Here is a 12,695-nt window from a genome sequence, read left to right on the forward strand (position 1 = left end):
AATGCTTGTGTTAGAGACGTTTTTATCCCATTGGCGTCGCCACCCCGGTCAGTTGGGCACGCTGGTTCTGGGTTTGGCGCTGGCCACCGCGCTGTGGTCCGGGGTGCAGGCGATCAATGAAGAGGCCCGGCAAAGCTATGCCCGTGCCGCGGACACGCTTGGGGCCAATCAATTGGCGCGGCTGGTGCATCCCGAAGGGGCCGAAATCCCTGTTGCAGACTATGTTTTACTGCGCCGCGCCGGCTGGCAGGTCTCGCCGGTGATGGAGGGCGGGCTGACCATCGGCCAGGACATTTGGCGCATGATCGGTGTCGATCCGCTGACCGCGCCGCTTCAATCCCTGCCACAGGGGGCCTTCGGGCCCGAGGCCGATATCGCGGATTTCTTCGGCGCGCCCGGGCTGATCTTCGTCGCCCCCGACACAATCCTGCCCGACTTGCCCGAAGCGTTCCCCGACATCATCGAAAACAGCGCCGTCGCCCCCGGTCTGATGATCACCGATATCGGCACCGCCGCGCGGCTGCTGAACCGTCAGTCCCTTTCATTCCTGACCGTCGCGCCCGATCAACCCGCCGGCCTGCCACAGCTTGCGGATTTGACCAATCTGCGGCTGGAGGCCCCCCGCGCCCGCGATGACCTGTCCCGGCTCACCGACAGTTTCCACCTCAACCTGTCGGCTTTCGGCTTTCTGTCCTTCGCCGTTGGTCTGTTCATCGTCCATGCCTCCATTGGCCTCGCCTTTGAGCAGCGCCGCCCGGTGTTTCGCACCCTTCGCGCCATCGGCGTGCCTTTGCGCCGGCTTTTTGTCGCCCTGGCGGTTGAGGTGACCCTGATTGCGCTGATCGCAGGGGGGGCCGGCGTTGTGCTTGGCTATGTCATCGCGGCCGCGCTTTTGCCCGATGTCGCGGGCACTTTGCGCAGCCTTTACGGTGCCGAAATCAGCGGTGTGTTGTCGTTCCGGCCGCTTTGGGCGGTTCTTGGTCTGGCCATCGCGGTGCTTGGGGCCTGGGTTTCCTCCGCGCAATCCTTCTGGAAGTTGATGAATATGCCGCTGCTGGCCCCGGCGCAGCCGCGCGCCTGGTCGCTCAGCTCGGCGCGCACGGCTCAGCGGCAGGCGGGCCTGGGTCTGGCTTTGCTGTTGGCCAGCGCGGGACTGGCCGCCTATGGCGGATCGCTGAGCGCCGGGTTTCTCAGCCTCGGGGCATTGCTGACCGGCGCGGCGCTTTTGCTGCCGGGCCTTGTGACGCCGGTGCTTCGCCTGGCCGAGGGTCGGGCGCGCACCGCTTTTGGGGAATGGATGCTGGCCGATACGCGGCAATTGTTGCCCGGCCTGTCGCTGGCGCTGATGGCGCTGCTGCTGGCGCTGGCGGCAAATATCGGGGTCTCGACCATGGTGGGGTCGTTCCGGCTGACATTTACCGGATGGCTCAACCAGCGTTTGGTGTCCGAACTTTACGTGACCGCGCGATCCGAGGTCGAAGCCGCGCAGATCCGCGCCTTTCTGGCCCCGCAAGTGGTGTCGGTTCTGCCCATTGCCCATGCCGAGACCCGGATCGACGGCTTGCCCGCCACGGTGTTCGGCATTGTCGATGATGTCACTTACAGGGATAATTGGCCCTTGTTAGAGACTGTTTCAGGCTCTTGGGACGGCCTGGCCGATGGCAGGCTTGTCATGATCAATGAACAAATGGCGCGCCGGTCCGGCCTGTCATTGGGTGACACCGTTACCCTGCGCCCCGGGCTGACCCTGCCCATCGGTGCGATCTATTCCGATTACGGCAACCCCAATGGCCAGGCGATGATCGGGCTGCAGGTTCTGCTGCAGAACTTTTCGCAGATAGATCAACGCCGCACAGCGGTTCGAACCGGCACCGCCGATGTCAGCGCGTTGCGCCGCGCGGTTCTGGAGAGGTTCGACCTGCCCGCCGCCAATATCCGCGATCAAGCCAGCCAGAAACAGGTGGCGCTGCGGGTTTTTGAGCAGACGTTTCGTGTCACCGGCGCATTGAACATCCTGACCCTTGCGGTTGCCGGCTTTGCCCTGTTGGCGAGCCTTCTGACCCTTGCAAATATGCGCCTGCCGCAGGTCGCGCCGCTTTGGGCGCTTGGCCAGACCCGCGCCACGCTGGCCCGGGCCGAACTGATCCGCACGCTTGGTATCGTTGCCATCACCTGGGTCATTGCCCTGCCCGTTGGGCTGGCGCTTGCCTGGGTGCTGCTGGCCGTCGTCAATGTGGAGGCGTTTGGCTGGCGTTTGCCGATGATGCTGTTCCCCGGCGAATACCTGCGCCTGTTGGGTTATGCGATGCTATCTTCCACCATAGCGGCAGCCCTTCCGGCGCTCAGCCTGTTGCGGATGCCGCCGGCGCAGTTGCTCAGGGTGTTTTCCAATGAACGTTAAAGTATTTCTGGTGGCGTTATTCTGGGCAAATCAGGCTCTGACACAGGGGTTTGCGGGGTTGGGAACCGATGCCACCGGGTTCTCCAACCCCGATCCCGACACTCGGATCACCTTTCCGCGTGACCACGGGCCCCATCCTGATTTCCGCGTCGAATGGTGGTATCTGACCGCAACGCTGGAGGCTGAGGATGGCCGCCAATTCGGCGTGCAATGGACCCTGTTTCGATCCGCTCTCAGGCCCGAGGAGGCCGCGGGATGGGACAGCGCGCAGATCTGGCTGGGGCATGCCGGGCTGACCACCGCCGATAGGCAATACAGCGCGGAACGCTTTGCGCGCGGCGGCATCGGGCAGGCCGGTGTTACGGCCGATCCATTCATCGCCTATATAGACGATTGGGAAATGGCGGGCGAAGGGGTTGATCTGCAAAGGCTTTCGCTGTTCGCGCGCGGTGATGATTTTTCTTATGATCTGGATCTGGTCGCCGATGGGCCGATCATATTGCATGGGGAAGCGGGCTATTCCGTGAAGTCGCCCGAGGGCCAGGCGAGCATGTATTACTCGCAACCCTTCTACAGCGTCACCGGAACGCTCAACCTGCCCGAAGGCCCGGTGGCGGTAACCGGCAATGGCTGGCTGGACCGGGAATGGTCGTCGCAGCCGCTGTCATCGGGGCAAACCGGGTGGGATTGGTTTTCGTTGCAATTTGGTGATGGCGCGCGGCTGATGGGGTTCGGATTGCGCGGTTCAGAGACTGTTTTTACCTCCGCCACCTGGATTGACCCGGATGGCAGCGTCACGCCCTACGGTGATGGCGCGATCCGTCTGACACCGTTGGAATGGGCCGAAGTTGCCGGGCGCGATGTGCCGGTGTCCTGGCGGTTTGAACTGCCCGAACGCGGGGTGGATATCGAGACCGTGCCGCTGAACCCGCAAGCCTGGATGGATCTGAGCATTGCCTATTGGGAGGGGCCGATTTCGTTTACCGGCAGCCATGCAGGGCGCGGCTATCTGGAGATGACCGGGTATTAGGTTTGGGCCTTTCGCAGGGTGCCACAAGCTGTGCACAAGCTGTGCATACGCGATGGGCGCATATGAATCGCGGCATTGGCGGGCGGTGGTGCGCTGCTTGCAGGTTTGGTCAGCCGTTTTCCTGCAAGACCACTCCGGCCAGATAAAGCGAGCCGCAAATCAGCACCCGCGCGCCGGGTTGTTCCGCAAGGATGGCGGCCAGCGCGGCCTCCACGGTTTCGGCCGTATCCGCGCGTAGCCCGGCGGCGCTTGCATGGGCGACGGTTTGTGCGGCGCTGAGCGTGGCGGCTTGGCCGGGAATCGAAACCGCGTGCAGACTGCCCGCCACACCGGCCAGCACCTGCATGAACCCGCGCACATCCTTGGTGTTCAACATGCCGCAGATCAGATGCGTGGGCCGGGTCGGCAGGCGCGACAGCGATTCGACGATGGCGGCGGCGGCGGCTGGGTTATGGCCGCCATCCAGCCACAGGTCTGACCCGACTTGGTTGGCCAGATCAACCAGCGGACCAGAGGCCAGTCGCTGCATCCGGGCGGGCCAGGTGACATTGATCATGGCGGCCTCGCAGGCCGGTTCATCCAGCCCCAAAGCGCGCAGAGCCGCCAGCGCAGCCCCGGCGTTCTGCACCTGATGCGCCCCGACCAGCGCCGGCATCGGCAGATCGAGCAGCCCGGTTTCATCCTGAAACACCAGCCGCCCGCGTTCCTCCCAGACATGCCAGTGCTGACCATGGGCCAGAAGCGGGGCACCAAGCCGGGCGGCGCGGGCCTCGATCACCTCCATGGCCACTTCTGCCTGCGGGCCGACCACACAAGGAACGCCGCGTTTCAGGATGCCTGCCTTCTCGAACGCGATCTCTTGCAGCGTGTCGCCAAGATATTGCTGATGGTCGATGTCGATCGGTGTGATCACCGTCAGACGCGGTGTCTCAACCACGTTGGTGGCGTCCAGCCGCCCACCCAAACCAGTCTCCAGCAAGGTGAAATCGGCATCAACGCGGGAAAAGGCCAGGATGGCGGCGCAGGTTGTAATCTCGAAATAGGTGATCGTATCGGGGCCGTTCGCAGCAAGGCATTCATCCAGCATCCGGCCGAGCAGATCCTCATCAATCAGATCACCGGCCAGCCGGATACGTTCGTGAAACCGGGCCAGATGCGGCGAGGTATAGACATGAGCCCTGCGCCCGGCGCCCTCAATCCCGGCGCGGATCATCGCAAGGGTGGAGCCCTTGCCATTGGTGCCCGCGGCATGGATCACCGGCGGAAGGGCGCGTTCGGGGTGGCCAAGCGCGGCCAGCAGCCGGTCCATCCGGTCCAGCGTCAGGTCGATGATCTTGGGGTGCAGCGCCATCATCCGGTCAAGGAGGATGTCGGATCTGGCTTCGCTCACGGTGTCTCAGACGCCTCGTCGGGTGCCGTTTCCACCGTTTCCTTATCGGTCGGGGCATCGGGTGCAGGGTCCGGCGCGGGCGGATCGCCTTTTACCGGCGGCGGCTGGTGCGTCAACATGCGCAGAATCGCCACAAGCTCATCCTTGAGATCCTTGCGATGGGTCACCCTGTCCAGCATGCCGTGATCGAGCAGATATTCCGAGCGCTGGAAGCCTTCGGGCAGGGTTTCGCGGATGGTTTGTTCTATCACCCGCGCGCCGGCAAATCCGATCAGTGCGTTGGGTTCGGCAATCTGAACATCACCCAACATGGCATAAGAGGCGGTGACACCGCCGGTTGTCGGATGCGTCAGCACCACCACATAGGGCAGGCCGGCTTCTTTCAGCATCTGCACCGCAACCGTTGTGCGCGGCATTTGCATCAGGCCCAGAATTCCCTCTTGCATGCGGGCGCCACCGGCGGCGGAAAACAACACGAAAGGCAGCTTGCGTTCGACGGCGCGTTCGGCGGCTGCAATGATGGCATTGCCGACAAACATGCTCATGGAGCCGCCCATGAAGCTGAAATCCTGTGCCGCCGCGACAATCTCGGTGCGTCCGATCTGACCCTGGGCCACCAGCATTGCCTCGGCCTCGCCGGTCTTTTTCTGCGCGGCCTTCATCCGGTCGGGATATTTTTTCTGGTCCCGGAAATGCAGCGGGTCGGGCACCGGCACCGGCACCGGAATTTCGGAAAAAATGCCCTGATCGAACAAGGCATGAAACCGGTCGCGCGGCGTCAACGGCATGTGGTGATCGCAACTGGTGCAGACGTTCAGGTTATCGCTCAACTCGCGATGAAACAGCATGGTTCCGCATTCGCTGCATTTCGACCACAGGTTTTCCGGCACCTCGCGGCGCGAAAACAGTGAATTGATCCGGGGTCGGACGTAGTTGGTAATCCAGTTCATGACCTGCCTGCCGCTTCGGTTCTGATGCCGCCCAGATAGGCCGGGCGGGAAGGAAATGCAATTGCAGGCCGACCCTAGGCGCTCCTGCGCGCAAGGGCAAACCGGATCGCGGCGTAGATCACGAGGGTGGTGGCCATATCGCGCAGGATAAGCGGTTGCAGGGTTTCAACCGCGTCGGCCCCAAAAGGCGTGACATAAAGCGCCAGACCCGAAAGGTTACCGTTCAGCGCCAAAATCAGAATCGCTGTAACATTATTGGCAAAGTGAAACCCCCAGGCCGCGCCAATAGTTCCGGTGCGCGCGGTCAGATCAGCGGCGCAGAGGCCAAAGAGCGTGGCGGCCCCGACCACCAGCCAGGCCAGGGCAGGCGGCGCGCCGGGGTCAAAATGCGCGGCCCCGAAAATGACCGAAGGGACCGCCATCCAGATCAGCGGTGACTTGAACCGCGCCGCCAGTTGTTGCTGGAAATAACCGCGAAACAGAACCTCTTCGGCCCCGGTCTGCCCCAGGATGGCAACCAGCGCCAGCGGCAAAAAAGACAGCCAGAGGGAAAGATCCAGCCCCGGCATTGGCGTATATCCGACGGGGATCAACATCGAGGCCGCGAGGATTGCCAGGCAGGTCATGGCTGCGATGGTAAAATGTCGGATTACCCGCTGCCTGCGGCCAAACAGTGTCGCAGTTCCGCGTGCGTGGATAAGCCGGGCGGCCAGTATCGCGCCAAACCCAAGCCCCAGAATTGCGGCCAGCAGCAGCAGAACCGATGTTGGCGTGTCGGCCATGGTCAGGCGGGCCACCCATTGCTGCCCGCCGCCCTGGCCCGAGACCAGGTAGATGACGGCAACGATGGCAACAAACCACGCCATAAAGACACCCGTGACCAGCACCAGGCCAAGAGATAGCCGCCACAGTTCGGGCCGCGCCCGCGCCGGGGCGACGAATGTGTCATGCGCGATATAGGTCATCACTGCTGCCTGCCTGTTTTTTTCGACCCTATCGCGCATCACGCTTTGCGGCAATCACGCTTGTGCCCTGTGAATCCGCGTTCTATTCCTCTTTTCAGCCAGGATTTTCTGATGAGGAGTGCCAGGATGCACAAGGGCCGCATGGACAAGTCGAACCTTCCCAGCCGTCATACCACCGAAGGGCCCGAACGGGCGCCGCACCGGTCGTATTTCTATGCAATGGGGTTGAGCGAAGAAGAAGTGCATCAGCCCTTTGTCGGCGTTGCCACCTGCTGGAACGAGGCGGCACCGTGCAACATCGCGCTGGGTCGTCAGGCGCAATCGGTAAAAATGGGCGTTAAGCAGGCCAATGGCACCCCGCGTGAATTTACCACCATCACCGTCACCGACGGCATCGCGATGGGGCATGAGGGGATGCGGTCCTCGCTGGCGTCGCGTGATGCGATCACCGACACGGTCGAGTTGACGATGCGCGGCCATTGCTATGATGCGCTGGTCGGGCTTGCGGGCTGTGACAAATCCTTGCCCGGAATGATGATGGCGATGGTGCGGCTCAATGTGCCATCGGTCTTCATGTATGGCGGGTCGATCCTGCCGGGGCGCTTTCAGGGCCGCGATGTGACCGTGCAGGACGTGTTCGAGGCGGTGGGCCGTTACCAGGCGGGCCAGAACTCGGCCGAGGACCTGACGGCGCTCGAAAAGGTTGCCTGTCCGTCGGCCGGGGCTTGCGGCGGCCAGTTTACCGCCAACACCATGGCCTGCGTATCCGAGGCGATCGGCCTTGCCCTGATGAATTCCTCGGGCGCGCCCGCCCCTTATGAAAGCCGCGATGCCTATGGCACGGCGTCTGGTGCGGCGGTGATGAACCTGCTGGAGAAAAACATCCGCGCGCGCGATGTCGTGACCCGCAAATCGCTGGAAAACGCCGCGCGGGTTGTGGCCTGCACCGGTGGGTCAACCAATGCCGGCCTGCATTTGCCCGCCATCGCGCATGAGGCCGGGATTGATTTCAGCCTTGATGATGTCTGTGACATCTTCCGCGACACGCCCTATTTTGTCGATCTGAAACCGGGCGGGAAATATGTGGCTGTCGACCTTTTTGAGGCCGGTGGCGTGCCGGTGGTGATGAAGGAACTGCGCAAGGCGGGGTTGATGCACGAGGATTGCATGACAGCCTCGGGGCGCGAAATGGGCGAGGAACTGGACCTCATTGAGGGCGAAGCCGATGGCAAGGTGATCTATCCGGTCGCCACTCCGATCACCAAAACCGGCGGCGTTGTTGGCCTGAGGGGCAATCTTGCGCCTGACGGGGCCATCGTGAAGGTCGCGGGCATGAGCGACGAAGAACAGGTGTTCACCGGCCCGGCGCGGGTTTTTGAATGCGAGGAAGAGGCGTTCGAGGCCGTCAAGGCGCGCATTTACAAAGAAGGCGAAGTGCTGGTGATTCGCAATGAAGGCCCGGCTGGCGGCCCCGGCATGCGCGAGATGCTGTCGACCACGGCGGCGCTGTCGGGTCAGGGCATGGGCAAGAAGGTGGCGCTGATCACCGATGGCCGGTTTTCCGGTGCCACACGCGGGTTCTGCGTCGGCCATGTCGGTCCGGAAGCGGCGCATTGCGGCCCGATTGGTCTGCTGCAAGACGGCGATATGATCACCATCAACGCCAAGACCGGCGAATTGTCGGTCGCGCTGAGCGATGAGGAACTGGCGGCCCGCAAAGCGGCCTGGACCGGCCCGAAGGAGACCATTTATACCTCGGGCGCGCTGTGGAAATACGCCCAGCTTGTCGGCTCCGCCCGCTATGGTGCCGTGACCCATCCCGGGGCCAAAGAGGAACGCCATGTCTACATGGACCTCTAAGGCCAATATTGCGGCGCTGTTGTTGACTGTGCTGGTCACGGCCTGCGGCGGGTTGGGGCCTTTGCGCAATTTGGGCCCTCAGGGCCCGCCGCCGATGCGTCAGATTGCGGTGACAAGTGACCAGATCATCATCACCGGGCCGCAGGGCTTTTGTGTCGATCCGACCTCGACCGATGACCGCGCCGATACCGCCTTTGTGCTGTTGGGAAATTGTGCCGTGATCTCGAACCGGCGCAATGAGGCGCAACCGCAGGTGCAAGCCGTGCTGACGGCCTCGGTCTCGGAGGCGGGTCTTGGCACGACCTTGCGCGAATCCATCCCCGAGATGGACCGGTTCTTCCAATCCGATGACGGGCGGCAATTGTTGAGCCGGGGCGGCGATGCCGACAGCGTTGAGATTCTGGACAGTTTTTTTCAGGGCGATGTCTATTTTCTGCATGCGCGTGACACCAGTGCCAGCGAGATCGAGGATGTGACCGAGATATACTGGCGGTCCTATCTTGATGTCGGGCCGCGCATCGCCACGCTGACAGTGCTGGAGACCGAGGCGTCGCCGATCGGTGCCGAAGACAGTCTGGCAACCTTGCAAAGCTTCACGAATGCGGTGATTGCGGCCAATACCGGCACCGACCGGTCGCCGCTTGCCGTGTTGCCGCCGGCGGCCCCGGTGGCGCCACCTGCCGCCGCGCCACAGACAAGCGACGGAACGCTCTGGAATGTTGGATTGTTTCGGAGAATAATGAGCCGGTAACCAGATCGGGGATAAAACCCGGCAGGGGTAACAACCACAAGCACGAAAGCGCAGGGGCATGAGCGGGTTTCTCGAACGGCGGATATTACGCAGATCGGTTCAGAAATGGGCCGACCTGGCAGATCGCGCGCCGAACCTGCCGGCCGGGGATCTGGTTGCGCTGAACGCCACCGCGCAAAGGCTGCGCCGCCGCCTGGACCGACTGGCCATTGCCGCCGAGACAGCCCTGCTGCCCGATCCGCAAGGCGGCATCCGGCGCCCCGATCAATGCGATTGGGCCTGGCGGCCCGATCCCTGGTGCGCACCGGGCGATGAGCCGGGCCTTGTCGCGGTGCCCTCGCCCTGCAACCTGTCGGAACATGTGACGCTGTTTCACGATTGCGCCCAATCCGAGATCTGTCTGCGCCAGTTTCGCAACACATTGCCCGGCGCGGCATCTGGATATGGCAATCAGATCGACGTCTACCGCTTTGACGGGTCGTTCCTGTCACTGGTCCTGACCTTGCCCGACGGCGCGTTCCGGCAGATTTCGCGCAATCATTTTTTTACCCTGCGCACCGAAATGTCGCGTGAAAACCCGATCGAGGTCTATGCCAGGCTGAACGTGCAGCACGGCCCAAATACCGAACAGATCGTGCGCCAGCTGGAATTTACCGATGACCGCGGGCTGGCGGAATTTGATCTGGCCTATTCCAACATCAATGAAAAACGGGTGGAAAAGATCTGGATCGACCTGATTCTTGACAATCCGGGCATGAATCAGGTCACGCTGCATGATCTGACCCTGACCCGCGCGCCGCGTGCCGATTTATAAAGAGGTCCCCAAGATGGCTGAGATCACCCTGACCAAGACCCGCCTGACCGCTGGCCGCTATGAGGGTGTTCTGGCCTGTTCCGGCACCCCCCCGGTGATCGAGGCGGTGCATCTGGACCGGGTGTTGGGCCATGTCGAATTGCGCGAGATGGACAGCCATCCGGGCCATCATCTGGCCGGTTACGACATTCCGGCCACTGCGATTTCGGATGGGGTTCAGATGATCACCCTGCGCAGTGCCGCAGATGGTGCGGCGCTGGACCGGATCACCATTTTGGCGGGCGAACCGCTGCAACAGGATATCCGGGGCGAGATGCTGCTGCTGCGTGAAGAACTTGAGCTGCTGAAACGCGCCTTTCGCCGCCATTGTGTCGAAACCGGCGCGGATTGACCGGAAATATCCCAGTGACGCCGGGTCGCGCGTGACAGGCCGGTCTGGCCGCGCCATTTTGGCCGCAAAAGGGATACCAGCCATGACACATGCCATATATCCGCATCTTCTGGCCCCGCTCGATCTGGGCTTCACGACGCTGAAAAACCGCGTGCTGATGGGGTCGATGCATACCGGGCTCGAGGAAACCGGGGATTGGCCGCGCGTGGCTGCGTTTTATGCCGAACGCGCGCGCGGCGGCGTGGCGCTGATCGTGACCGGCGGCATGGCCCCCAACCGCGAGGGCGGCGTGTTTCCCGGTGCGGCGGGGCTGTTCAGCGATCAGGACATCGCCAATCATCGGGTGGTTACCGATGCCGTCCATGCCGCGGATGGCAAGATTGCGATGCAGATCCTGCATGCCGGGCGCTATGCCTATGGGCCGGAATGTGTCTCGGCCTCGGCCATAAAATCCCCGATCTCGCCCTTTGTGCCGAAAGAACTGGACGAGGCCGGCATCGAAAAACAGATCGCCGATATCGTGACCGCCGCAACGCGGGCGCAGGAGGCCGGGTATGACGGCGTCGAGGTGATGGGCTCCGAGGGCTATTTCCTCAATCAGTTTCTGGTCACCCACACCAATAAACGCAGCGACCGCTGGGGCGGTTCCTATGAAAACCGGATGCGGCTGCCGCTGGAGGTGGTGGCCCGCGTGCGGGCGGCGGTGGGGCCGGATTTCATCCTGATCTACCGGCTTTCGATGATCGACCTGATCCCGGATGGATCAAGTTTTGACGAAGTGGTGCTGCTGGCAAAGGCGGTCGAGGTCGCGGGGGCCACGATCATCAATACCGGCATCGGCTGGCACGAGGCGCGCATTCCGACCATCGCCACATCGGTGCCGCGCAAGGCCTTTGCCTGGGTCACGAAAAAGCTGATGGGGCAGGTCGGCATCCCGGTCATCACCTCGAACCGGATCAACATGCCGGATGTGGCCGAGGAGGTGCTGGCGGAAGGTTGCGCCGATATGGTCTCGATGGCACGGCCGTTTCTGGCCGATGCGGATTTCGTCAACAAATCCGTGCAGGGCCGGGCCGATGAAATCGCGCCCTGCATCGCCTGCAATCAGGCCTGCCTGGATCATACATTCAGCGGCAAGCTGACATCCTGCCTGGTCAACCCGCGCGCCTGCCACGAGACCGAGCTGCGCTATGACATGACCAACGCGCCGAAACGCATCGCCATTGTCGGGGCCGGTGCGGCGGGGCTGTCCACCGCCATCATCGCCGCCGAACGCGGCCATGAGGTGGTGCTGTTTGACAAGGCCACCCGCGTCGGCGGGCAGTTGAACATGGCGCGCGAGATCCCGGGCAAAGAGGAATTTCACGGGCTGGTCAACTGGTTCGCCAATATGGTGACCAAGGCGGGGGTTGATCTGCGCCTGGGGGTGGAAGCCGGGCCACAGGATCTGGCCGGGTTCGATGAGGTGATCATCGCCACCGGCATCACGCCGCGCGATCCCGGTATTCCCGGTCAGGACGGGGCAAATGTGCTGTCCTATATAGACGTGTTGCTGCACAAGGCCCCGGTAGGGGGCCGGGTTGCGGTGATCGGGGCCGGGGGCATCGGGTTTGATGTGGCGGAATATCTGGTTCATGCCGGCGACAGCCCGACCGAGAATATTGCCCTGTGGAAACGCGAATGGGGCGTGAGCGACCCGGAAACAGACCGTGGCGGCGTGGCCCCCGAAGGCCCGCAACCCGAAAAACCGGCCCGCCAGGTGACGCTGTTGCAGCGCAAACCTGAGAAACCGGGCAAACGCTTGGGCAAAACCACCGGCTGGATCCATCGCGCCGCCTTGAAGATGAAGCAGGTGCAGATGATCGCGGGGGTGAATTACGAGCGCATCGACGCCGACGGCCTGCATGTCAGCTTTGGCGCGGCGCGTGAACGGCCGACATTGATCGACGCCGACACCATTGTTCTATGCGCCGGGCAATTGCCCAACCGAAGCCTTGCCGATCAGTTGGAAGCCGCCGGGATCAAGGCGCATGTCATCGGCGGCGCGGATGTTGCGGCAGAGCTTGATGCCAAACGCGCCATCGATCAGGGCGCGCGGCTGGCGGCGGAGCTGTAACCCCGATCCTGTCGCATCGTTTCCCGT

At 62.9% G+C, this 12,695-nt stretch carries 10 protein-coding genes; 7 read left to right on the forward strand and 3 right to left on the reverse strand.

Annotated features, from left to right (window positions below; translation table 11 throughout):
• Position 1 precedes the first annotated feature (1 nt).
• Positions 2-2,401 (forward strand): FtsX-like permease family protein, encoded by a 2,400-nt coding sequence (locus tag ACW8PS_RS04620; RefSeq protein WP_491526123.1) that lies wholly within the window; start codon positions 2-4, stop codon positions 2,399-2,401.
• The gene (locus ACW8PS_RS04625) at positions 2,391-3,431 is read left to right on the forward strand and encodes a lipocalin-like domain-containing protein (RefSeq protein ID WP_491526124.1); all 1,041 of its coding nucleotides are present in this window, start codon (positions 2,391-2,393) and stop codon (positions 3,429-3,431) included. Before ACW8PS_RS04620 ends, ACW8PS_RS04625 begins: the two co-directional genes overlap by 11 nt.
• A 109-nt stretch (positions 3,432-3,540) precedes the next feature.
• Here the strand turns inward: ACW8PS_RS04625 and ACW8PS_RS04630 are convergent, their stop codons facing one another.
• The 3 genes from ACW8PS_RS04630 to ACW8PS_RS04640 form a co-directional block, all read right to left on the reverse strand.
• Positions 3,541-4,785: a bifunctional folylpolyglutamate synthase/dihydrofolate synthase gene (locus tag ACW8PS_RS04630; protein ID WP_491526158.1), complete on the reverse strand. Its 1,245-nt coding sequence runs from the start codon at positions 4,783-4,785 to the stop codon at positions 3,541-3,543.
• A 32-nt stretch (positions 4,786-4,817) separates the two neighbouring features.
• Positions 4,818-5,771 carry an acetyl-CoA carboxylase, carboxyltransferase subunit beta gene (accD, locus tag ACW8PS_RS04635; protein ID WP_491526125.1) on the reverse strand — a complete coding sequence of 318 codons (954 nt, stop codon included), beginning with the start codon at positions 5,769-5,771 and terminating at the stop codon, positions 4,818-4,820.
• A gap of 74 nt (positions 5,772-5,845) precedes the next feature.
• Positions 5,846-6,736 carry a CPBP family intramembrane glutamic endopeptidase gene (locus ACW8PS_RS04640; RefSeq protein ID WP_491526126.1) on the reverse strand — a complete coding sequence of 297 codons (891 nt, stop codon included), beginning with the start codon at positions 6,734-6,736 and terminating at the stop codon, positions 5,846-5,848.
• 126 nt (positions 6,737-6,862) lie between these two features.
• Between ACW8PS_RS04640 and ilvD the strand changes: the two genes are divergently transcribed.
• The 5 genes from ilvD (at position 6,863) to ACW8PS_RS04665 (ending at position 12,668) form a co-directional block, all read left to right on the forward strand.
• The gene (gene ilvD, locus ACW8PS_RS04645) at positions 6,863-8,596 is read left to right on the forward strand and encodes a dihydroxy-acid dehydratase (protein ID WP_491526159.1); all 1,734 of its coding nucleotides are present in this window, start codon (positions 6,863-6,865) and stop codon (positions 8,594-8,596) included.
• The gene (locus ACW8PS_RS04650) at positions 8,577-9,347 is read left to right on the forward strand and encodes a hypothetical protein (protein WP_491526127.1); all 771 of its coding nucleotides are present in this window, start codon (positions 8,577-8,579) and stop codon (positions 9,345-9,347) included. The genes ilvD and ACW8PS_RS04650 overlap by 20 nt, the downstream gene beginning before the upstream one ends.
• A gap of 58 nt (positions 9,348-9,405) precedes the next feature.
• Complete coding sequence (locus ACW8PS_RS04655; RefSeq protein ID WP_491526128.1) at positions 9,406-10,161, forward strand: DUF6478 family protein; 756 nt, start codon at positions 9,406-9,408, stop codon at positions 10,159-10,161.
• Positions 10,162-10,174: 13 nt separating this feature from the next.
• Positions 10,175-10,552 (forward strand): hypothetical protein, encoded by a 378-nt coding sequence (locus ACW8PS_RS04660; protein ID WP_491526129.1) that lies wholly within the window; start codon positions 10,175-10,177, stop codon positions 10,550-10,552.
• Positions 10,553-10,634: 82 nt separating this feature from the next.
• A complete protein-coding gene (locus tag ACW8PS_RS04665; RefSeq protein WP_491526131.1) occupies positions 10,635-12,668 on the forward strand; it encodes an FAD-dependent oxidoreductase in 2,034 nt (677 codons plus the stop codon).
• Positions 12,669-12,695 lie beyond the last annotated feature (27 nt).

The sequence above is a fragment of the Alterinioella sp. genome (genome assembly GCF_058343375.1).

Excerpts from the sequence above, each read along its gene's own strand:
- ACW8PS_RS04665 (WP_491526131.1), top strand. The coding sequence starts at position 10,635 with ATGACACATGCCATATATCCGCATCTTCTGGCCCCGCTCGATCTGGGC.
- ACW8PS_RS04620 (WP_491526123.1), top strand. The coding sequence starts at position 2 with ATGCTTGTGTTAGAGACGTTTTTATCCCATTGGCGTCGCCACCCCGGT.
- ACW8PS_RS04640 (WP_491526126.1), bottom strand. The coding sequence starts at position 6,736 with ATGACCTATATCGCGCATGACACATTCGTCGCCCCGGCGCGGGCGCGG.
- ACW8PS_RS04655 (WP_491526128.1), top strand. The coding sequence starts at position 9,406 with ATGAGCGGGTTTCTCGAACGGCGGATATTACGCAGATCGGTTCAGAAA.
- ACW8PS_RS04660 (WP_491526129.1), top strand. The coding sequence starts at position 10,175 with ATGGCTGAGATCACCCTGACCAAGACCCGCCTGACCGCTGGCCGCTAT.
- ACW8PS_RS04625 (WP_491526124.1), top strand. The coding sequence starts at position 2,391 with ATGAACGTTAAAGTATTTCTGGTGGCGTTATTCTGGGCAAATCAGGCT.
- ACW8PS_RS04630 (WP_491526158.1), bottom strand. The coding sequence starts at position 4,785 with ATGATGGCGCTGCACCCCAAGATCATCGACCTGACGCTGGACCGGATG.
- accD (WP_491526125.1), bottom strand. The coding sequence starts at position 5,771 with ATGAACTGGATTACCAACTACGTCCGACCCCGGATCAATTCACTGTTT.
- ilvD (WP_491526159.1), top strand. The coding sequence starts at position 6,863 with ATGCACAAGGGCCGCATGGACAAGTCGAACCTTCCCAGCCGTCATACC.
- ACW8PS_RS04650 (WP_491526127.1), top strand. The coding sequence starts at position 8,577 with ATGTCTACATGGACCTCTAAGGCCAATATTGCGGCGCTGTTGTTGACT.